Source organism: Streptomyces sp. NPDC051364, from assembly GCF_040682115.1.
Lineage (GTDB): Bacteria > Actinomycetota > Actinomycetes > Streptomycetales > Streptomycetaceae > Streptomyces.
Window position 1 is genome coordinate 299,876 of record NZ_JBFBAH010000005.1, and the last position, 19,704, is coordinate 319,579.

The 19,704-nt window shown below is 72.0% G+C and carries 19 protein-coding genes; 8 read left to right on the plus strand and 11 right to left on the minus strand.

Annotated features, from left to right (window positions below):
* Positions 1–155: 155 nt before the first annotated feature.
* The 3 genes from AB0M76_RS13470 to AB0M76_RS13480 are packed head-to-tail and all read right to left on the minus strand — an operon-like array spanning position 156 to position 3,361.
* Positions 156–1,223, minus strand: coding sequence for a Zn-dependent alcohol dehydrogenase (locus tag AB0M76_RS13470; RefSeq protein ID WP_365953009.1), 1,068 nt, complete (start codon positions 1,221–1,223; stop codon positions 156–158).
* Complete coding sequence (locus AB0M76_RS13475; protein ID WP_365953010.1) at positions 1,220–2,425, minus strand: acyl-CoA dehydrogenase family protein; 1,206 nt, start codon at positions 2,423–2,425, stop codon at positions 1,220–1,222. The genes AB0M76_RS13470 and AB0M76_RS13475 overlap by 4 nt, the downstream gene beginning before the upstream one ends.
* 15 nt (positions 2,426–2,440) lie before the next feature.
* Entirely contained in the window at positions 2,441–3,361 is a 921-nt protein-coding gene (locus tag AB0M76_RS13480) for an SDR family oxidoreductase (RefSeq protein WP_266666119.1), read from the minus strand.
* Between the two features lie 109 nt (positions 3,362–3,470).
* Here AB0M76_RS13480 and AB0M76_RS13485 point away from each other — a divergent pair, with 109 nt between their 5' ends.
* Together AB0M76_RS13485 and AB0M76_RS13490 are read left to right on the plus strand one after the other, a co-directional pair.
* Positions 3,471–4,397 (plus strand): cyclase family protein, encoded by a 927-nt coding sequence (locus AB0M76_RS13485; protein ID WP_365953011.1) that lies wholly within the window; start codon positions 3,471–3,473, stop codon positions 4,395–4,397.
* Between the two features lie 98 nt (positions 4,398–4,495).
* Positions 4,496–5,284, plus strand: coding sequence for a VOC family protein (locus AB0M76_RS13490; protein ID WP_365953197.1), 789 nt, complete (start codon positions 4,496–4,498; stop codon positions 5,282–5,284).
* Between the two features lie 185 nt (positions 5,285–5,469).
* Here AB0M76_RS13490 and AB0M76_RS13495 read toward each other — a convergent pair whose 3' ends face one another.
* A complete protein-coding gene (locus AB0M76_RS13495) occupies positions 5,470–6,054 on the minus strand; it encodes a hypothetical protein (RefSeq protein ID WP_365953012.1) in 585 nt (194 codons plus the stop codon).
* A 148-nt stretch (positions 6,055–6,202) separates the two neighbouring features.
* Between AB0M76_RS13495 and AB0M76_RS13500 the strand changes: the two genes are divergently transcribed.
* Positions 6,203–7,417 carry a sensor histidine kinase gene (locus AB0M76_RS13500; RefSeq protein ID WP_365953013.1) on the plus strand — a complete coding sequence of 405 codons (1,215 nt, stop codon included), beginning with the start codon at positions 6,203–6,205 and terminating at the stop codon, positions 7,415–7,417.
* Positions 7,414–8,076 carry a response regulator transcription factor gene (locus AB0M76_RS13505; protein WP_365953014.1) on the plus strand — a complete coding sequence of 221 codons (663 nt, stop codon included), beginning with the start codon at positions 7,414–7,416 and terminating at the stop codon, positions 8,074–8,076. Before AB0M76_RS13500 ends, AB0M76_RS13505 begins: the two co-directional genes overlap by 4 nt.
* Positions 8,077–8,233: 157 nt before the next feature.
* Here the strand turns inward: AB0M76_RS13505 and AB0M76_RS13510 are convergent, their stop codons facing one another.
* The 4 genes from AB0M76_RS13510 to AB0M76_RS13525 all read right to left on the minus strand — a co-directional run bounded on the left by AB0M76_RS13510 (position 8,234) and on the right by AB0M76_RS13525 (position 12,337).
* Positions 8,234–8,716, minus strand: coding sequence for an ATP-binding protein (locus AB0M76_RS13510; protein WP_365953015.1), 483 nt, complete (start codon positions 8,714–8,716; stop codon positions 8,234–8,236).
* Positions 8,717–9,048: 332 nt separating this feature from the next.
* Positions 9,049–9,981, minus strand: a complete 933-nt coding sequence (locus AB0M76_RS13515) for an acyl-CoA dehydrogenase family protein (RefSeq protein WP_365953017.1) — start codon at positions 9,979–9,981, stop codon at positions 9,049–9,051.
* Positions 9,982–9,986: 5 nt separating this feature from the next.
* The gene (locus tag AB0M76_RS13520) at positions 9,987–11,150 is read right to left on the minus strand and encodes an acyl-CoA dehydrogenase (protein ID WP_365953018.1); all 1,164 of its coding nucleotides are present in this window, start codon (positions 11,148–11,150) and stop codon (positions 9,987–9,989) included.
* The gene (locus tag AB0M76_RS13525) at positions 11,150–12,337 is read right to left on the minus strand and encodes an amidohydrolase family protein (RefSeq protein WP_365953019.1); all 1,188 of its coding nucleotides are present in this window, start codon (positions 12,335–12,337) and stop codon (positions 11,150–11,152) included. Before AB0M76_RS13525 ends, AB0M76_RS13520 begins: the two co-directional genes overlap by 1 nt.
* Positions 12,338–12,521: 184 nt before the next feature.
* Here AB0M76_RS13525 and AB0M76_RS13530 point away from each other — a divergent pair, with 184 nt between their 5' ends.
* Positions 12,522–14,078 (plus strand): AMP-binding protein, encoded by a 1,557-nt coding sequence (locus AB0M76_RS13530; protein ID WP_365953020.1) that lies wholly within the window; start codon positions 12,522–12,524, stop codon positions 14,076–14,078.
* A 102-nt stretch (positions 14,079–14,180) separates the two neighbouring features.
* Here AB0M76_RS13530 and AB0M76_RS13535 read toward each other — a convergent pair whose 3' ends face one another.
* Complete coding sequence (locus AB0M76_RS13535; RefSeq protein ID WP_365953021.1) at positions 14,181–14,699, minus strand: EF-hand domain-containing protein; 519 nt, start codon at positions 14,697–14,699, stop codon at positions 14,181–14,183.
* A 302-nt stretch (positions 14,700–15,001) separates the two neighbouring features.
* Here AB0M76_RS13535 and AB0M76_RS13540 point away from each other — a divergent pair, with 302 nt between their 5' ends.
* Both AB0M76_RS13540 and AB0M76_RS13545 read left to right on the plus strand, forming a co-directional pair.
* Entirely contained in the window at positions 15,002–15,580 is a 579-nt protein-coding gene (locus tag AB0M76_RS13540) for a sigma-70 family RNA polymerase sigma factor (RefSeq protein ID WP_053786492.1), read from the plus strand.
* Entirely contained in the window at positions 15,577–16,836 is a 1,260-nt protein-coding gene (locus tag AB0M76_RS13545; RefSeq protein WP_365953022.1) for a zf-HC2 domain-containing protein, read from the plus strand. The genes AB0M76_RS13540 and AB0M76_RS13545 overlap by 4 nt, the downstream gene beginning before the upstream one ends.
* A gap of 53 nt (positions 16,837–16,889) precedes the next feature.
* Here AB0M76_RS13545 and purU read toward each other — a convergent pair whose 3' ends face one another.
* Both purU and AB0M76_RS13555 read right to left on the minus strand, forming a co-directional pair.
* Positions 16,890–17,765 carry a formyltetrahydrofolate deformylase gene (gene purU, locus AB0M76_RS13550; protein WP_365953023.1) on the minus strand — a complete coding sequence of 292 codons (876 nt, stop codon included), beginning with the start codon at positions 17,763–17,765 and terminating at the stop codon, positions 16,890–16,892.
* Between the two features lie 14 nt (positions 17,766–17,779).
* A complete protein-coding gene (locus tag AB0M76_RS13555) occupies positions 17,780–18,226 on the minus strand; it encodes a hypothetical protein (protein ID WP_266672935.1) in 447 nt (148 codons plus the stop codon).
* Positions 18,227–18,551: 325 nt separating this feature from the next.
* On the opposite strand from AB0M76_RS13555, the gene AB0M76_RS13560 reads away from it, so the two are divergent.
* Positions 18,552–19,697 carry an ABC transporter substrate-binding protein gene (locus AB0M76_RS13560; protein ID WP_365953024.1) on the plus strand — a complete coding sequence of 382 codons (1,146 nt, stop codon included), beginning with the start codon at positions 18,552–18,554 and terminating at the stop codon, positions 19,695–19,697.
* Positions 19,698–19,704: the final 7 nt, after the last annotated feature.

Sequence of the window (19,704 nt, forward strand, 5' to 3'; positions counted from 1 at the left end):
TGGCGGTGTCGAACGCTCCGACGGTGATCGCCGCAACCCTGCCCCCGTTCGACCGCACGCAGTATCGGGCTCCCGTGGCGAGGTTGGCCAACTCGGCTCGGAGTTAGCCGAGTTGGCCCTCAGGGCGGCCGAGAGCCGCGGTCAGCGGCCCCGCCTCAGAACGTGAGCACGCCCCTCGCCACCCGGCCGTGCCGGGCGTCGTCCACGGCCTTCGCGAAGTCCTCGATCGGGTAGGTCTCCGTGACGAGTTCGTCGAGCAGCAGCTTCCCCTGCCGGTAGAGCTCGGCGTACAGGGCGATGTCCCGCTGCGGGCGGGAGGAGCCGTACCGGCAGCCCATGATGGTCTTGTCCAGGTACATGGACGAGACCTGGAACGAGGCTTCCTCCTTGAAGCCCGGGACCCCGAGCAGGATCGCCTGTCCGTGCCGGTCCAGGAGGTCGACGGCCTGGCGGATCAGCTTGACGTTGCCCACGCACTCGAAGGCATGGTCGGCGCCCGTCGGGAGGATCTCGCGGACCGCCGCCGAGGAGTCGGCCACGGCCGAGGCGTCGATGAAGTGCGTGGCCCCGAACTGCCGGGCCACCGCTTCCTTCGCCGGGTTCGCGTCCACCGCCACGATGGTGGTCGCGCCCGCGATCCGGGCCCCTTGCAGCACGTTGAGCCCGATGCCGCCCGTGCCGATGACGACCACCGATTCGCCGTGGTCCACCCGGGCCCGGTTCAGTACGGCCCCCACGCCGGTCAGGACACCGCAGCCGATGAGCGCCGCCGAGGTCAGCGGGATGCCGGCCGGGATCTTCACCGCCTGGACGGCCTTGACGATCGTCCGCTCGGCGAAGGCCGAATTGGACGCGAACTGGAACAGCGGCTTCCCACCCCTCGAGAACGGCTGCCCCGGCATCCCGATCGCCTTGCGGCACATGGTCGGCCGTCCCCGGTCGCAGTCCGCGCAGGCGCCGCAGTTCGCCAGGGTCGACAGGGAGACGTGATCGCCCGGCGCCACGTGCGTCACTCCGGACCCGACCGCCTCCACCACCCCCGCGCCCTCGTGCCCCAGCACCACCGGCGGCGGGAATGGGATCGTCCCGTCGATCACCGACAGGTCGCTGTGGCACAGCCCGGCCGCCGCGATCGCGACCAGCACCTCCCCCGGACCCGGGTCGCGGATCTCGAGGTCCTCGACCACCTGGGCCTGCTTGCCGTCGAACACGACGCCTCTCACCTGGGCTCCTTAGGCAGGCCGAGCACGCGCTCGGCGATGATGTTCCGCTGGATCTCGTCCGAGCCGCCGTAGATCGTGTCGGCACGGGTGAACAGGAACAGGCGCTGCTCCTCGTCGAGTCCGAGTTCGTACGGGAGGCCGGGCGCCCACGCCGCCGGCCCGGCGGAGGCCGCGGCTCCGCGGACCGCCACCGCCAGCTCGCCGAGCCGCCGGTGCCAGCCGCCCCACAACAGCTTGGCCACGCTCGGCGCGCCCGGGTCTGCGGCGGTGCCCAGCGTCCGCAGGGCGTTCCAGCGCATCGTGCGCAGCTCGGCCCACTGCCGTACGAGGCGCTCGCGCAGTACGGGATCCCCCGGGCCCGGGGCCGCGCCCTCCGCCACGTAGGCCCCGAGCACGCGCTCCAGCTCCGCCGCGAACCCGATCTGCTGGACCAGGGTGGAGACCCCGCGTTCCAGGGCGAGCAGGCCCATGGCCACGGTCCAGCCGTTGCCCTCCCCGCCGACGGCCTCCGCCGCCACCGCCCCGTCGAAGAACACCTCGTTGAACTCCGAGGTCCCCGACATCTGGCGGATCGGCCGGACGTCGACCCGCCCCGGCTGGTCCATCCGTACGAGCAGGAAGGACAGCCCGTGGTGGCGCCGGGAGCCGGGCTCGGTGCGGGCCAGCACGAAGCACCAGTCCGCGTCCCGGGCCAGCGAGGTCCAGATCTTCTGCCCGGTGACGCGGAACAGGCCATCGGCCGCGTCCCGTACCGCCGTCGTACGGATCCCCGCGAGGTCCGATCCGGCGCCCGGCTCGCTGTACCCCTGGCACCACAGCTCCTCGCCGCGCGCGATGCCGGGCAGGAAGCGGTCCCGCTGCTCCGGGGACCCGTACGCGATCAGGGTCGGCGCGAGGAGGTTCTCGCCGATGTGGCCGACCCGGCCGGGGGCGCGCAGCGCCGCGTACTCCTCGGCCCAGACGACCTGGCCGGTGAGGGAGAGCCGCCGGTTGCCGTACCCCTCGGCCTCCCAGCCCTGGCCGATCCAGCCGCCGCGGCCCAGCTCGCGCTCCCACGCGCGCCGGGCGTCGACCCCCTCGTGCTCGCTGCCGGGCCCGCCGAGGCCGAGTGCGTCCGCGTACGGGCCCACGAGGTGCTCGGTGAGCCAGGCCCGGGCGCGGGCGCGCAGTTCCTCGTCCTCGGCGCCGAAGCTGAAGTCCATGTCGTCAGGGCTCCCCTACGCGTTGGGGCGGTCCTTGGCGGCCGCCGCCTTGGCCATGGCCTCCAGCTGCGCGAGCATCGGCATCGGGTCGGTGCCCACCGTCCCGGGCAGGAAGTCGGCGATCTTCTCGGGCGTCCAGGAGCCCTCGGCGTAGCCGGCGCGCAGCTCGCGCGGCTGCGCCCAGACGGCGATCTTCGGGCCGGCGATCGTGTAGACCTGCCCGGTGATCTTCTCGCCGGCGACGGCGACGGCCTTGTCGGAGAGCAGGTAGGTGACAAGCGCCGCGACGTCCTCGGGCTCGCCGATCTCCTTGAGCTCCATGGGGACGTTCGCCGACATGCGGGTGCGGGCGACGGGTGCGACGGCGTTGGCGGTGACCCCGTACTTGGCCAGCCCGAGCGCGGCGGAGCGGACGAGGGAGATGATCCCGCCCTTGGCGGCGCTGTAGTTGGCCTGGGCGACGGAGCCCTGGTGGTTGCCGCTGGTGAAGCCGATGAGGGTGCCGGAGCCCTGGCGGCGCATGACGGCGGACGCGGCGCGGAAGACGGTGAAGGTGCCCTTGAGGTGGGTGGCGACGACCGGGTCCCACTCCTCCTCGGACATGTTGAACAGCATCCGCTCGCGCAGGATGCCGGCGACGCACACGACGCCGTCGATACGGCCGTACCGGGCGAGGGCCGTGTCGACGATGCGCTGGCCGCCCGCCATGGTGGAGATGTCGTCGGCGACGGCGACGGCCTCGCCGCCGGCGGCCTGGATCTCCTTCACCACGCCGTCGGCGATCTCGCTCGTCGGCTCCCCGCCCTCGATGCCGACTCCGTAGTCGTTGACGACGACCTTGGCGCCCTCGGCGGCCGCGGCGAGTGCCACGGCCCGCCCGATGCCCCGGCCCGCGCCGGTGACGGCCACGACCTTGCCTGCCAAGAAGTTCCCCACGCCCGACCCCTTCCCGCGTTTTCTGACGGACCGTTAGATTCTATGGGCAGTCAGACACGAGAGCACAAGCCCCAGTTCGTCTCGCATCCACAGGGAGCTGATGAGATCCATGGGCATGCCCCCCGAGTTCCACGACATCGCCAAACGCGTCAACAACTGGGGCCGCTGGGGCGCCGACGACGAGATCGGCACCCTGAACCTGATCACCGACGAGGTCGTGAAGGCGGCCGCGGCCGAGGTCCGTTCGGGCCGCCGGATCCCGCTCGCGCTGCCGCTCAAGGAGGACGGGGTCCAGGCCGGCCTGATCCCCGGCCGGATCAACCCGCTGCACACGATGGTGCAGATCAACCAGGAGCTGTTCGGGCCGGGCACGGTGGCGTGCAGCGACGACGCCGTGACCATGGGGCTCCAGGCGGGCACCCACTGGGACGCGCTCACGCACGTCTCGCACTCCGGGAAGATCTACAACGGCCGCCCGGCCGGGACCGTGACGGCGCACGGGCGGGCCGAGTTCAGCGGCATCGACAAGGCCGGGCACATCGTCTCGCGGGGCGTCCTGCTGGACGTGGCCCGCGCGAAGGGCCTGGACCGGCTTCCCGGGGGCCACGCGGTGACCCCCGAGGACCTGGCGGAGGCGGAGGAGTTCGGCGGGGTCACGGTCGGGGCGGGCGACATCGTCCTGGTCCGCACCGGCCAGATCCAGGTCTACCTGGCGGGCGACAAGCACGGCTACGGTTTCCCGTCGCCCGGGCTGTCCGTCCGTACGCCGGAGTGGTTCCACGCGCGTGACGTGGCAGCGGTGGCGAACGACACCCTGACCTTCGAGATCTTCCCGCCGGAGATCGACAACCTGTGGCTGCCGGTGCATGCGCTGGACCTGGTCGAGATGGGCATGCACCAGGGCCAGAACTGGAACCTCGAAAAGTTGTCCACAGCCTGTGCAGAAGAAAACCGGTACAGCTTCCTCCTCTCGGCCATGCCGGAGCCCTTCGTCGGAGGCGTCGGCACCCCGGTCGCCCCGGTGGCCGTCCTCTGAGCGCATTCAGCCGTACGGCCCGGTTCGGCCGGTGGGGGCTGGGTAGGGACCGGGCCGTCCATCCCCCATCGGCAGCCCCGGAGGCATCCGTGCCCGACATGAACGGCCCCTACCAGGCAGGCACCCCCTGCTGGATCGACCTGATGGTCCCCGACCAGCAGGCCGCCCTCGACTTCTACCGCGACCTGTTCGGCTGGCAGGGGGAGATCGGCCCGGCGGAGACCGGCGGCTACTCCGTCTGCACCCTCAAGGGCAAGCCGGTCGCCGGAATCATGCGCGCTTCCAACCCGGACGGGACGGTGCCCGACCCGATGCCGCCGACCGCGTGGACCACGTACCTGGCCACCGACGGCGTCGACGCCACCCTCAAGACGGTCACCGACGCGGGCGGCTCGGTGATGATGGGCCCGGTGGACGTCATGGACCTCGGACGGATGGCCGTCATCACCGACCCGACCGGCGCCGCAGTCGGCCTCTGGCAGTACGGCACCTTCCCCGGCGCGGGCATCGTCAACGAGCACGGCGCGCTGATCTGGAACGAGCTGAGCACCGGCGACACCGACGCCGCCGCCGCGTTCTACTCCGCCGTACTACCGATGGGCACGGCGAAGTCGCAGATGCCGGGCGCCGAGGGCTACAGGGAGTTCACGGTCGGCGGTCGCGCGATCGGCGGGATGATGGACCTCGCCTCGATGCCGACCGGGCTTCCGCCGCACTGGCTGCCGTACTTCGCCGTCGACGACGTCGACAGCATCCAGGCGGCCGCGGAGCGGGCCGGCGGCAGCGTCAAAGCCCCGGCGTTCGACATGGCAGCCGGCCGGATGGCCGTCCTCGCCGACCCCCAGGGCGGCACCTTCGCGGTGATCACCGGGGCCGGACCGGAGTAACCCGCCTGAGCGCTGACGGTGGTTGCCCCGGCCCGATGGCCGGGGCAACGAACCGGCAGTCGGGGCGGCCGAAGCGGGTCGCGACAGCGGGCGCATACGGTGCCGCTCTCGCCTTGGCCGGAACCGTCGCCACCCCCGCGCCCGCCGAAGCGGCCACCCTCACCGGTCTGCCCGCAGCCGGTGCCTCAGCGGTAGCGGGCTGCGGCTGCTGCGAAGGCGGGGGCCTCGGCGGGGGTCAGGGCGGCGACGGCGACCCAGGAAAGGTCGGCGAACTCGATGTTCATGCGGCCCAGCTGGAGCAGGCCCGTCGAGTTCGCGCGGACGACGGTGATCGCCGATCGCGGGACCTCCCAGTACTGCCTCATCTCGGGCGTCGACTGCCACAGCGGCGAGACGTCCGTCAGGGCGAACCAGCGCCGGTCCGTCACCACGAGGACGTCCGTCGCCGAGCCGTGCGCGTTGGCGCGGCCGATCAGGAACCGGCCGGCCGCGCTCTGCCAGCCGCCCTCCATGCCCTTGCCGTCCGCCGGGCCGGGGATGCGGTCGGCCGAATCCCGGCGTGGATCGTGTGCGCGGGCCTTGAAGAGCTGCTGGAGGGAGCGCGGGAGCTTCTCCTCGATCCGCCGGCCGAGCGCCGCCGGCTCCGGCGGCGCGAGCAGGTCCTCCGGAGGGCTCGGCACGCCCGGACCCGGTTCGCAGGCACATACGGCGATCAACTGCTCGTCGGGCTGCAGGAATTCCTCGGCCTGGCGACGCCTGTCCTGATTCAACGCGCTTGCTCCTACTGCTGAGTAACATCGGTGCGTCCCCAATTGTCCTCGAAGTGGAATGCCTCGTTACCACCGGGCCCCACACCCGCCTGCGGGATGCATCCCGCAGGCCGATGCCACTGCCGCGCACGGTCGCTAGGGTCGCGGCATGGACACCTCATCAGGGCATATGGGCAGGGATCGGCCCGCCTTCCGGTGGCAGACCGCGGCCCTCTGGGCGGGCGCCGGGCTGGGCACCCTCGTGCTGTCGAACCTCGCGTTCCGCGTGCCCCTCGGCACCGGGGACGGGATCTTCGAAGTGGGGCCGCTCCTCGCGATCACCGGCGTGCTGACCGGCGCCCTCCTGGTGCGGCGGGCGCCGCTCACCACCCTCGGCCTGATGCTCGTCGGCACCTACCTCATCCTCTTCCTCGGCCGCACGCCCGCACTCACCCCCGCCATGGTGCTGCCCGCCGCGGTGGCGCTCGGCGTGGTCGCGGCCACCCGGTCGCGCCGGGTGACCCTGTCGGCCGTGAGCATCACCGTCCTGCTGCTGCTCACCGCCCAGTTCGCCCTGCCCGTGACCGGCTCCGCCCGCGTCCTCACCCAGAGCCAGCTGCCGATCGTCGTCCTCGCCTGGCTGATGGGGGACTCCGTACGGCGCGGCCGCGAGGCCGCCGCGCAGGCGCAGGCCCGCTCCACCGAGCAGGCCCTCACCGACGAGCGGCTGCGCATCGCCCGCGAGTTGCACGACATGGTCGCCCACAGCATCGGCGTGATCGCCATCCAGGCCGGGGTCGGCAGCCGGGTCATCGAGACGCAGCCCGCGCAGGCCCGCGAGGCCCTCCGGGCCATCGAGGCCACCAGCCGCGAGACCCTCGCCGCCCTGCGCCGCACGCTGGTCGCCCTGCGCCGCAGCGAGCCGGTGTCGGCGGCGCCCGCGCCGGGCCTGGACGGCATCGAGCGGCTGGCCGCGACCGCCGCGAGCGATACGGGCGTACGCGTGGACGTGGTGTGGGCCGGGGAGCGGCGCCCGCTGCCGGCCGACATCGAGCTGGCCGCGTTCCGTATCGTCCAGGAGGCCCTGACCAACGTGGTCCGGCACGCGCACGCCGACGGCTGCCGGGTGGGCATCGTGTACGGGCGCCAGGAACTGGCCCTGGAGATCACGGACGACGGGCGGGGCATCCCGGAAGACGGCCCGGCCGGCGCCGGATTCGGCCTCACGGGCATGCGGGAGCGCGCCGCCCTGCTGAACGGCCGGTTCGAGGCCGGGCCGCTCCCGGCGGGGGGCTTCCGGGTGGCGGCGGTCCTGCCCCTCGAACAGCCGGAGCAGCCGGAGCCGGAGCAGTCCGTAGTACGGGAACGGGAGGAGAAGCGATGAGCGGCAGCAGCAGCGTCCGCGTACTGCTCGCCGACGACCAGCCCCTGGTGCGGTCGGGGCTGCGCGTCCTGATGGCCGACACCCCGGACCTCGAGGTCGTGGGCGAGGCCGCGAACGGCGCCGAGGCGGTCCGGCTGACCGCAGAGCTCGCCCCCGACGTCGTGGTGATGGACATCCGGATGCCGGAGATGGACGGCATCGAGGCCACCCGCCGGATCACGGCCGGCCCCGGCGCCTCCCGCGTGCTGATCCTGACCACGTTCGACGAGGACGACCACGTGTACGGGGCGCTGCGCGCCGGCGCGAGCGGTTTCGCCGTGAAGGACATGGCGCTGGACGACATCCTCGCGGCGGTGCGCGTGGTCGCGGCCGGCGACGCCCTCATCGCGCCGGGCGTGACGCGCCGCCTGATAGCCGACTTCGCCGCGGTGCCGGCGCCCGCCCCGGAGCGCGCCCCGGCGATCACGAGCCGGGAGCAGGAGGTGCTGACCCTGGTGGGGCGGGGCCGGTCGAACAGCGAGATCGCGCAGGACCTGTTCATCACGGTGGCGACGACGAAATCGCACGTGGCGCGGCTGCTGACGAAGCTCGACGCCCGGGACCGGGTGCAACTGGTGATCAAGGCGTACGAGATGGGGCTGGTCACGCCGCCCCGGTGAAGGCGGCGCGGTCCAGCGGGTGGCGGCGCGCGGTCGTGCACGCCCCGAGCGCGGCACGGCAGCCGCCACCCCGCGACCCGCACTCGTCAAGGTCTGCCCTTGGCGTCCCCTCGCGACGAACCGCTCAGTACAAGGGTGATCAACAGTTGACGAACCGTCAACACCTCGTTAGAGGTACACGCGCGGTTCCCGCGTCGGACCCGCATACTCTGTTCGAGCCTTCACCCCGCTCGGGTGCGCAGTCCGCGGGCTTGTCGGCGCGGTCGATCTCGCACCAGATCCGCTTGCCCGCGCCCTCGTGCTGCCAGCCCCAGCGGTCGGCCAGCCCGTCCACCAGCTCGAGCCCGCGCCCGCCCGTGTCGTCCCCGGCGGCCTGCCGCCGGGCCGGGCCGCGGGAGCTGGCGTCGGCGACCTCGACGCGCACCCCGGGCTCCCCGAACAGCATCCGCAGAACGGCCGGGCAGCCGGTGTGCACGACGGCGTTGGTGACCAGCTCGGAGATCAGCAGGATCAGCGTCTCGGCGAGCGGTTCGTCGTCCCCTATGCCCGACCCGGCCAGCCGGGACCGCGCCCAGCGGCGGGCCCGGCCGACCTCGGCGGGATCCGGTCCTACCTCCAGCTGAACCTGAAGCACCTGCACCGCTCACACCATCCGAACCGGCGGACACTTCGCCTCGCGACAGGATGGGATCACCGAGTGTGATCCCCTTGCGGAGCAGCATGGTTGACATACAGTCACCACAACAAGCGCTTCGGGCATATTCCAGCGCGAAGGAGTAGGCGTGGTGCATACTGCGCGACGCTCGCGCCGCTCAACCGCTCGCATTCCCGGGAGCGTACCGGAGCAGGCCCCCGACTCCGGGCCGCAATGAGGCGGGCCAAGGACACAAACCGATATCAACTCTCCGTAATCGGACATGCGTCCCGGTTCGTCCCGACCGTGCCCCGTTCCGCCCCCTTCGTGACAGCGAGCTACCCCCCGGCGGTCAGCAGCTCGGCCGCGAGGAGCTCTTCGGCGAGGAGTTCCTCCGCCTCCCCCGCCGTCCGCCACTGCTCGGCCCGCACCCAGGCCCGCTTGAGGTGCAGATGGACATCGGCCTCCCACGTGAAGCCCATCCCGCCGTGCACCTGCAGGCAGTCCCGGGCATTGCGCACGGCTGCCCCGTCGGCCAGCAGCTTGGCCCCGGCCACCTCCGCCGGGTCCGCCGTCACCGCTGCCGCGTAGACCGCCGTACGGGCCACCTCGGCCCGCACCAGCATCTGCGCGCACAGGTGCTTGACCGCCTGGAACGCCCCGATCGGCTGCCCGAACTGCTCGCGCTCCTGCGCGTACCGCACCGCCAGCTCCACCGTGCGCAGCGCGCTGCCCGTCTGGAGGGCGGCCGTCAGCAGCGCGCCCTCGTCGCGGTACGTCGCAGCCGCGCTACCCGGCGCCGCCACCCGGTGCAGCGGCGTGAGGGGGTCCGCCGAGCGCACCGGCTCACCCGAAGGGAGCAACGGCGTACCGAGCACCGCGTCCGCGTCCGCGAGGTGGGCCACCAGCGGCCTGCCGCCCCCGCGCAGGTCGCCCAGGTCGAAGGCGGTGACCACCGCGGTGCCCGCCGCCGCCCCCGGTACCGTCCCGGCCGCCAGGTGCGTGGCGACCAGCGGCCCCGGCAGCAGCGCCCGCCCGGCCTCCTCGAAGACGAGGACCGCCTCCGGCAGCCCGAGCCCGACCCCGCCCTCCGCCTCCGGGAGCCGCAGCGCGAAGAACCCGGCCTCGCCGAGCTCCCGCCACAGCGCCCGGTCCAGGGCTCCGCCCGAGTCCACGGAGGCCCGCAGCGCCTCGCGCCCGTACCGGCCCGCCAGCAGGCCCCGTACGCCGGCCTGCAGATCCTGCTGCTCCTCGGTCAACCGGAAGTCCACGGCCCTCACCGGCCCTTCGGGAGGCCGAGGATCCGCTCGGCGACGATGTTCTGCTGGATCTGCGAGGTGCCCGCCGCGATGGTGTACGAGAGGGACGAGAGCCGGCCGAGCACCCATTCCTCGTCCAGCGCGAGGGAGTCCGCCCCCAGGACTTCCGCCGCCGTGTCGTACAGCTCCTGCCGCGCGTGCGAGTAGGCGAGCTTGAAGACGGACCCGCCGATGCCGGGGACCCCGCCGGTCCTCTCGGACTCGCTGACGTTCCAGTGGGTGAGCCGCCACAGGGCGCCGAACTCCCCGTACAGCCGCCCGAGCCGGCGTCGCAGCACCGGATCGTCCCACCGGCCGTTCGCCTTCGCGGTGCGCGCCAGCTCGCCCAGGGTGCGGCGGCAGGCGACGACCTCGCCGACGAAGGCCGTGCCCCGCTCGAAGGAGAGGGTGACCATGGTGACGCGCCAGCCGTCGTTCTCCGCCCCGACCCGGTTCGCGACGGGCACCCGGACCTCGTCGAGGAACATCTCCGCGAACTCCGTGGACCCCGCGAGGGTGCGCAGCGGCCGGACCGTCACCCCGGGGGCGCCCATGGGCATGGCCAGCCAGGAGATCCCACGGTGTTTCGGGGCCGCCTCGCTGATGGGGGTGGTCCGTACGAGCAGTTCGCACCAGTCGGCGACCTCCGCGTGCGAGGTCCAGATCTTCGAGCCGGTGATCACGTAGTCGTCGCCGTCGCGCACGGCGCGCGTGCGCAGCGAGGCCAGGTCCGAGCCCGCGCCGGGCTCGCTGAACCCCTGGCACCACACCTCGTCCCCGCGCAGTACGGGCGGCAGCCAGCGCGCCCGCTGCGTCGCGGTGCCCTCGGCGGCGATGGTCGGTCCGGCGTGCAGCAGTCCGACGAAGTTGGCGCCGACGTACGGGGCCCCGGCGCGCTCGGTCTCCTCCAGGAAGATCAGGTGCTGGGTCGGGGTGGCCCCGCGCCCGCCCGCGTCGACCGGCCAGTGCAGTCCTGCGTACCCGGCGTCGTACAGCCGCCGCTGCCAGCCGGCGTCGTACGCGCGGCGGCCGGGCCAGTCGTCGGGGGACGGCCTGGCGGGCAGCTCGGGCAGCGCTTTGGCGAGCCATGCGCGCAGCCGGGCGCGGAACTCCTGCTCCTCGTCGGTGTAGGTCAGATCCATCAGACGAGGTCCAGGCCGAGCATGCGGATGGCGTTTCCGCGCATCAGCTTGTAGATCGTCTCGTCGTCCAGCCCCTTCACATGGTCGAGGGCGACCTCCTTGGTGTGCGGGAAGGTCGAGTCGACGTGCGGGTAGTCGGTCTCGAAGGTGGCGTTGTCGCGGCCGACGACGTCGAGCGAGGCGATGCCGTGCTTGTCGCGGAAGAAGCAGCAGAACATCTGCCGGTAGTAGTACGTGGACGGCGGCTCGGGGATCAGGTCGCGGACCCCGCCCCAGGCGCGGTGCTCCTGCCACACGTCGTCGGCGCGCTCCAGGGCGTACGGGATCCAGCCCATCTGGCCCTCGCTGTACGCCAGCTTCAGCGTCGGGAACTTCACCAGCACCCCGCTGAACAGGAAGTCCATCATCGAGGCCATGGCGTTGTTGAAGCTGAGCGAGGCCTGGACGGCGGGCGGCGCGTCGGGGGAGGCGGCCGGCATCTGGGAGCTGGACCCGATGTGCATGTTGACGACGGTCCCGGTCTCCTGGCAGACGGCGAAGAAGGGGTCCCAGTAGCCGGAGTGGATGGAGGGGAGCCCGAGGTAGGTGGGGATCTCGGAGAAGGTCACGGCGCGCACCCCGCGGGCGGCATTGCGGCGGATCTCGGCGACGGCCAGGTCGATGTCCCAGAGCGGGATGATGCACAGCGGGATCAGCCGGCCGCCGCTGTCGCCGCACCACTCCTCGACCATCCAGTCGTTGTACGCGCGCACGCAGGCGAGGGCGACCTCCTTGTCGTGGGCCTCCGCGAAGGTCTGGCCGCAGAAGCGCGGGAACGTCGGGAAGCACAGCGACGCCTCGACGTGGTTGAGGTCCATGTCGGCGAGGCGGGCCCTGGGGTCCCAGCAGCCGCGCCGCATCTCCTCCCTCGTGATCCCCTCCAGGGTCATGTCGTCGCGGTCGAAGCCGACGGCGGCGATGTTGCGCTTGTACGGGAACTTCAGGTCCTCGTAGATCCACCAGTCGGTCGGCGGGCCGTCGGGGTCCATGGAGATCACGTACTTGCCGCCCGTGTACTCGAGCTCGCCGATGCCCGCGGTGAGCGCCTTGGGCCCGCGGTCGCGGTACTTGGCCGGCAGCCAGACGTCGAAGAGGTGCGCGGGTTCGATGACGTGGTCGTCGACGCTGATGATCCGAGGCAGTTCCATGGTGTCCCCTCGCCGCAAGCCGATGGATCCGGATCGGAATCCGAACCTGAATCCCGATCCGGATCCGAAGCCGAATCTGATGGATCGTCAGAAACAAGCTAGCTCCGCCACCCCTGGACCGACAAGCGCCGGAGCCCTACGCTCTCCGCTTGATCTGACTCACCGTCAGCTACTGGAGGCTGGGATGGCGGACAGCAGGGACATCGCGATACGGCTCGGCCGGTCCCCCACCCTCTGGGAGCTGGTCGTACGGCGGGCCGAGCTGAGCCCCGGCGCCACGGTGCTGATCGAGGCGGCCGACGACCCCGCCGACGACCGGACGCTTACCTTCGCCGAGCTCCGCGACCGCTCCGAGCAGGTCGCGGCAGGGCTGTACGGGAGGGGCGTACGGCCCGGCACGGTCGTCGCCTGGCAGCTGCCCACCCGGATCGAGACGGTCCTGCTCTCCCTCGCCCTCGCCCGGATCGGCGCCGTCCAGACCCCGGTGATCCCCTTCTACCGGGACCGCGAGGTGGGCTTCGCGCTGCGCGAGTCCAAGGCCGACTTCTTCGCCGTACCGGGCGCCTGGCGGGGCTTCGACCACACGGCGATGGCCGGGCGGCTCGGCGCGCGCGGCGTCTTCGAGGCGTACGAGGCCCTGCCGACGGGCGATCCGGCCGTACTGCCCCCACCGCCCGGCAACGGGACGGACGTCCGGTGGATCTACTGGACCTCCGGCACCACCTCGGACCCCAAGGGCGTCCTGCACACCGACCGCTCACTGATCGCGGGCGGCTCCTGCCTGGCCCACGCCCTGCGCCTGAGCCCGGCCGACGTCGGCTCGATGGCCTTCCCGTACGCGCACATAGGCGGCCCGGACTACCTGGTGATGCTGCTCCTGTACGGCTTCCCCGCGGTCCTCTTCGAGAAGTTCGCGATGCCGGACGCGCTGGCCGGCTACCGGCGCCACGGGGTCACGGTGGCCGGCGGTTCCACAGCCTTCTACTCGATGTTCCTCGCAGAACAACGCAAGGACCCGGGCGTACGGCTCATCCCCACCCTGCGCCTCCTCGCGGGCGGCGGCGCCCCGAAGCCGCCCGAGATCTACCACGCGGTCGTGCGCGAACTGGGCTGCCGGCTGACCCACGGCTACGGCATGACCGAGGTCCCGATGATCACCATGGGCGCCCCCGACGACACCCCGGAGCACCTCGCCACGACGGAGGGCCGCCCCCCGGCGGGCATGTCGATCCGCATCACGGCCCCGGACGGGGAGGTACTGCCCCCGGAGACGGACGGCGAGGTCCGGCTGCGCGGCGAGGCGGTCTGCCAGGGCTACCTCAACCGGGACACCCCGGCGGACGCCTTCGACGCCGACGGCTACCTGATCACCGGCGACCTCGGCCACCTGACCCGGGACGGCTACCTCGTCCTCACCGGCCGCAGCAAGGACGTGATCATCCGCAAGGGCGAGAACATCTCCGCAAAGGAGATCGAGGACCTCCTGCACCTGCTCCCGGGCGTCGGCGACGTGGCCGTGATCGGCCTCCCGGACCCGGAGCGCGGCGAACGCGTCTGCGCGGTGGTGGAGCAGCCGGCGGGCACGGCCCCCCTGACCCTGCCGCAACTGACGGCCCACCTCCGCGCCCAGGGCCTGTCCCCCCACAAACTCCCCGAACAACTGGAACTGGTCGACGTCCTCCCCCGCAACGACGCCCTGCGCAAGGTCCTGAAGTACAAACTCCGCGAACGCTTCGCCTAGGGAGTGGTCCCGGGGCCCGGCCTCGGGGCATGCCCCGGGGCATGCCTTCGGACCGCCGTGCGGCGCACCGGCCGCACGGTGGTCCGGGTTCCGGACGGCCGGCTACGCGTCCGGCGCCTCGACCCCGCAGTAGCCCGCGAAGGCCGACAGGATCTCCTCCTCCGAGATGCGGCCGTCGCCGTCGCCGTCCAGGGCCGTCGCCACCTGGCCGGCCAGTTCGGCCGGGGTGCCCAGGACGCGCAGGACGCGGGCCGCCGCGTCCGGGGTCGGGCCGCGGCCGTCCTCGTCCGCCACCGCGATCACCGCGTGCAGGAACGGCCGCGCGATCTCCGCGAACCGCTGCGGGTTGTCCCGCAGCCGCTTCGCCGCCCCGGTGATGAACTCCTCCCGGGTCACCCGCTGGTCCCCGTCGACGTCCGCGATCCCGGCCATCCCCTGCCAGAACGCCTCCGCACCTGCGAAGAGGGCCTGGCCCTTGTCCGACCGCGCGGTGGTGCCGAATTCGGCCAGCACCGCCTTCGCGGCCGCGCTGAAATCCTCCCGGTCGATATATCCGTTCCCGTCCTGGTCGAAGGTGGCGAATCGGGCGGCGATCTTGCGCTCGTATTCTGCGCTGTCCATATTCGGCGTTCCGCCTTCACATGTGCGGTGGGGTGCAGTTCAAGACAAGGCAGGAGCGTAAGGCCTACGTGGCCTGCCCGTTAAGCGAAGTCGTCAAGCAGGTGGCCACATCGAACCCGCGCACGGGGAGCGCGGTGGGGCGCGTACACCTGTGCCCATGTGCCGCGGCCCGCCCCACCGTTCACACCCCGCGACCCGACTATCACGCAGGGCACACTTCCAGGGCCCGGTTCCCCCAAAACGGGCGCGAACCCGCCTGTGCCCATTACATTCGATGCGTCGACACACGGCTGGGGGCAGTTATGCCGAAGGACGTACCACCGCGCTGGGACCGCCGCATGCAGCAGCGCCTCGCCCGCGGCGAGGCCGCCGCGCTCGGAGAGCTGTACGACCGCTTCGCCTCGCTCGTGCACAGCCTGGCGCACCGGGTCCTCGGCGACGAGAAGGCCGCGGACCGGATCACCCGCGAAGTGTTCGGCTACATCTGGGAGAACCCGGACGCGTACGACCCCAAGCAGGGCTCCATGCGGTCCTGGGTCGCCCGGATCACCCAGGGCCAGGCGGTGGCCCGGCTGCGCCAGGCCGAACTGGGCCGCGGCTCGCGCGAGGAGCTCGAGCAGAAGGTGCGCAGCGCCAGCGCCGCCGCCCGCGCGGACTACATCGTCACGTCCATGCCCGCACCGCTGCGGGCCGCGCTGGAACTCGCGTACTTCAAACGCCGCGACTACCGGCAGGCCGCCGCCGACCTGCAGATCAGCGAGGACGAGGCCCGGCGCCGGCTGCGCCTCGGGCTTCAGCTGCTGTCGACCGCCAACGCCCTCCCGCAGGAGGACGCCGCACCGCCCGGATACGGCCCGCCCGGATATGGAACGCCCCGATGAACGGCCCCGCCGACCCGCCCGACGACGGATACGACGAGCAGCGCCCCGCCGGTCCGCCGCGCATACCGGGTCCGCGCGGGGCCGCCGACGACCTCGACCCGCGGCACGCACCGGAGCCGCTGCCGCAGCCTCAGCCGGCGGCTGCGCCGCTGCCGCCGCCGCGGTCGCATGCCGTGCTGAAGTCCCTGCTCGGCGCGTGGGCGCTCGCGGCGTGCTCCGCCGAGGAGACCCAGGCGGTGGAGGACCACCTCACCGAGTGCGCGCCCTGCGCGGAGGAGGCGCTGCGGCTGCGTGACGCGGTGGGCCTGCTGCACCCGGAGGAGAGCCTGGACCTCAAGCCGCTGCTGCGGTCGCGGGTGCTGGAGGACTGCCTCGGCAAGCGGCCGGCCCGGATCCCGGTGCCGGTGTGGGCGAGCCCGTACGACACGGAGACCGCGCGGCTCGACGCGCTGCTGCGGGACTTCGGCGACTCGGAGTGGCAGACCCCGGTACGGCTGAAGTGGTTCGAGGAGGAGCGGCGCCAGTACCGCCGGACGACGGTGGCCGGAGTGATCGGGCACCTGCTCACGGTGGACGGGATGGTCGCGACGGCGCTGGGCCTCGACGATCCGCTGGGCCCGGATGCGCCGTCGGACGCGACGGGCCGTACGGAGCACTACTGGAACTCCGCCGCGCAGCCCCTCACCCGGCAGATCCGCGAGCCGTGGCGGGAACAGGGCCACACGCTGGTGCGGACGGTGTCGTTCGCGGGGCGGGGCGTGGGGCAGCTTTCGGTGGACTACGGGGCCTTCGCGCTGCCGCTCGGGGACGCGTTCCTGGAGCGGGCCTTCGAGTGCTGGGTGCATGCGTGGGACATCGCGGAGGCGGTGGACTACCCGTACGACCCGCCGTCGGGGCCGCACCTGAACCGGATGATCGACCTGGCGGCGCGGCTGCTGCCGAGTGCGCTGGCCCACCGGCGCCGGGCGGGCCTGGCGGCCCCGGCCCGCGGCCTGGTCGCGGCGGGCGCCCCGGGCCGGACCCTGCGCCTGGAGATCGAGGGCGCGGGCGGCGGCAGCTGGGACATCGCGCTGGACTCCCCGGCGGCGAAGCCGTCGCCGGAGCACACGGTGGCGCAGATCGCACTGGACGGCGCCGAGTTCTGCCAGCTGGCTGCGGGCCACATCTCCCCGGAGGAAGCCGCGGTGGGCCAACACGGCGACCGCGAAGCCATCCGCGACGTCCTCTTCGCAGCAGCCTCCCTGAGCCGCCTCTAGTGCCGCGTCAGGCAACGTCAGCCCCGTCGGCGCGCCGACGGGGCTGGATCCGGCTACGCGAAGACGACCGTGCGGGTGCCGTTCAGGAGTACACGGTGTTCGCTGTGCCACTTCACGGCCCGCGCCAGCGCCTGGCATTCCACGTCCCGCCCGATCGCCACCAGCTGGTCCGGCGTCACCTCGTGGCCCACCCGCTCGACCTCCTGCTCGATGATCGGGCCCTCGTCCAGGTCGGCCGTCACATAGTGCGCGGTGGCGCCGATCAGCTTCACACCGCGCGCATGCGCCTGGTGGTACGGCTTCGCGCCCTTGAAGCTCGGCAGGAAGGAGTGGTGGATGTTGATGATCCGCCCGCTCAGCTCCTTGCACAGGGTGTCCGACAGCACCTGCATGTACCGCGCCAGCACCACGAGCTCCACGTTCTCGGCCCGCACCAGCTCCAGCAGCTGCGTCTCCGCGGCCGCCTTCGTGTCCTTCGTCACCGGGATGTGGTGGAAGGGGACGTCGTACGAGCGGACCAGATCGGCGAAGTCGGTGTGGTTCGAGACCACCGCCGCGATCTCGACCGGCAGCGCGCCGATGCTCGTACGGAACAGCAGGTCGTTCAGGCAGTGCCCGAACTTCGACACCATCAGCACGATCCGCATGCGGTCTTCGGAGCGGTGGAGCTGCCAATCCATCCGGAACGAGTCCCCGATGGCGGCGAAGCTGGCCCGCAGCTTGTCCAGCGTCACCGGAGCGTCGGCCGAGAAGTGGACCCGCATGAAGAAGAGGCCCGTGTCGTGGTCGCCGAACTGACGGCTGTCCTCGATGTTGCATCCGGTCATGAACAGATAACTGGACACGGCATGCACGATGCCCTGCTTGTCCGGGCAGGACAGGGTCAATACGTACTGCTGGGGGGCCTGGGGCTGCGGGTCGTCGCTCATGACCCGACAGCCTTTCACACCGCGCGGGTCAGGATCCTCAGCAGTTCCAGCGACTGGGGCGCGGCGTCCGGTTCGTCCCCGTCCGCGGTCGCGAGCCGTACGTGCGCCTCGCGCGCGGCGCGTACCGCCTCGGGCCAGGCGTGGTGCTCGAGGAAGGCGGAGACGGGGGCGTCGGGCCCGACCTGGTGCAGGATCCGCAGCACCCGCAGCACCGCGAGGTCCACGAGCGTGGCCTCCTGGGAGTCGCGGAAGATCGTGCCGACGTACTTCTCGGCGGACCAGCTGTCGAGCCAGGTGTCCTCGACGAGCCGGTACACGGCGTCGGTGACGTCCCCGTACCCCTCGACACCGGCGAGCCAGGTCCCCTCGTGGAAGACCGGGTCGGAAAGCATGTGAAGCGCCGAGCGCACGTTGCTGCGCCAGCGCCACCACGGCATGTCGTTCAAGGGCATGCCGCCCATGGTGGAGGAGCGGCCGCCGCGGCGGGAAGAGTTCTTCGAACCTTGGGCGAATGTCACGCTTTCGATCGTACGTTCACGGCCGGCGCGATCTTGAAGCGCCTGTGCGCAACCACTCCCCTGCAATTCACCTTCGCGTCACTCTTTGTTGTGTCCATCTCATTTTCCAGTTACCCGCGGGGCGGAAGGGTGCATGGACATGACCGAATGGCGACGCACGGCATCTTTCTCCCGCACTCTGCTGGCAACGGCGATGGGCACGTGTCTCGTCGCCGGATGCGGGGTGCTCCCCGGAGGCCCGGGGGGCTCCGGGGGCACCATCACGGTCATGACCTTCGCGCCGCAGGGCACCCAGGCGACCAACATGCCCGGAATGCCCGGCATGGCCAAAGCCTATGAGGCCTGGGTCAACTCCAAGGGCGGCATCAACGGTCACAAACTGCGCGTACTGACCTGCAACGAGAAGAACACCGCGAACGGCGCCGCCGACTGCGCCCGCAAGGCCATCAGCGAGAAGGCCGTCGCGGTCGTCGGCTCGTACAGCCAGCACGGGCGCGCCTTCATGGCCCCGCTGGAGGCCGAGGGCATCCCCTTCATCGGCGGGTACGGGGTCTCCTCCGAGGAGTTCCAGAGCCCCTTCTCCTACCCCGTCAACGGCGGTCAGCCCGTGCTCCTCGCCGGCGCCGGGCACCAGCTGGGCCGGGCCTGCAGCCAGGTGGCCGTCGTCCGCCCGGACACCCTCGCGGGCGACTCCATGCCGCTCCTGCTCAACGCCGGGCTCAAGGCCAACAAGATGCCCGACGCCAACGACATCCGGGCCGCCGAGGACTCCGCGGACTACACGCCGCAGGCCCGCGAGGCGCTCGCCGACTCCTCCGGCGGCAAGGACAAGGGCTGCGTCACGGCCGTCCTCGGCGAGCGCACGGAGACGTTCTTCGACGCCTTCCGCCGAGTCGACGACAAACACAAGAACCCGCAGATCTCCTCCGTGCTGGGCAGTGTCAGCCAGGCCGTGGTCGACCGCACCGGCGGCAAGGAGAGCCCCTTCGAGGGCGCGTACCTCACCAGCTGGTACCCGGTGTCGACCGATCCGCTGTGGGAGCAGATGCGGAACGTGATCTCCGATCATGCGTTCGGCAACGACGCCGTGGACGCGGACGACAGCGGGACGCAGACCACCTGGATCGCGTACACCGTGCTCAGCGAGACGCTGAAGCGGTTCAAGTCCGGCGAGGACGTCACGCCGCGCCAGGTGGCGCGCGCGCTGAACCAGTCGGAGCCGGTGAAGACCGGCGGGCTGACCCCGGACCTGAGCTGGCGCTACAAGGACATGCGCGCCGTCCCCGGCTTCCCGCGCATGGTGAACGGGCGGGTCAACTTCCAGATCGTCCAGGCAGGCCGGCTCGTCGCCCAGCAGGGCGAGCAGTCGATGGACATGACCCAGACCCTGGAGCAGGCGCCCCGCGCGGCGTAGGGGCCTG

What these genes read in the sequence shown, in the direction of transcription:
- AB0M76_RS13475 (WP_365953010.1), bottom strand. Translation starts at nt 2,425, where the DNA reads ATGGACTTCAGCTTCGGCGCCGAGGACGAGGAACTGCGCGCCCGCGCC.
- AB0M76_RS13485 (WP_365953011.1), top strand. Translation starts at nt 3,471, where the DNA reads ATGGGCATGCCCCCCGAGTTCCACGACATCGCCAAACGCGTCAACAAC.
- AB0M76_RS13490 (WP_365953197.1), top strand. Translation starts at nt 4,496, where the DNA reads ATGAACGGCCCCTACCAGGCAGGCACCCCCTGCTGGATCGACCTGATG.
- AB0M76_RS13500 (WP_365953013.1), top strand. Translation starts at nt 6,203, where the DNA reads ATGGACACCTCATCAGGGCATATGGGCAGGGATCGGCCCGCCTTCCGG.
- AB0M76_RS13505 (WP_365953014.1), top strand. Translation starts at nt 7,414, where the DNA reads ATGAGCGGCAGCAGCAGCGTCCGCGTACTGCTCGCCGACGACCAGCCC.
- AB0M76_RS13520 (WP_365953018.1), bottom strand. Translation starts at nt 11,150, where the DNA reads ATGGATCTGACCTACACCGACGAGGAGCAGGAGTTCCGCGCCCGGCTG.
- AB0M76_RS13525 (WP_365953019.1), bottom strand. Translation starts at nt 12,337, where the DNA reads ATGGAACTGCCTCGGATCATCAGCGTCGACGACCACGTCATCGAACCC.
- AB0M76_RS13530 (WP_365953020.1), top strand. Translation starts at nt 12,522, where the DNA reads ATGGCGGACAGCAGGGACATCGCGATACGGCTCGGCCGGTCCCCCACC.
- AB0M76_RS13535 (WP_365953021.1), bottom strand. Translation starts at nt 14,699, where the DNA reads ATGGACAGCGCAGAATACGAGCGCAAGATCGCCGCCCGATTCGCCACC.
- AB0M76_RS13540 (WP_053786492.1), top strand. Translation starts at nt 15,002, where the DNA reads ATGCCGAAGGACGTACCACCGCGCTGGGACCGCCGCATGCAGCAGCGC.
- AB0M76_RS13545 (WP_365953022.1), top strand. Translation starts at nt 15,577, where the DNA reads ATGAACGGCCCCGCCGACCCGCCCGACGACGGATACGACGAGCAGCGC.
- purU (WP_365953023.1), bottom strand. Translation starts at nt 17,765, where the DNA reads ATGAGCGACGACCCGCAGCCCCAGGCCCCCCAGCAGTACGTATTGACC.
- AB0M76_RS13555 (WP_266672935.1), bottom strand. Translation starts at nt 18,226, where the DNA reads ATGGGCGGCATGCCCTTGAACGACATGCCGTGGTGGCGCTGGCGCAGC.
- AB0M76_RS13560 (WP_365953024.1), top strand. Translation starts at nt 18,552, where the DNA reads ATGACCTTCGCGCCGCAGGGCACCCAGGCGACCAACATGCCCGGAATG.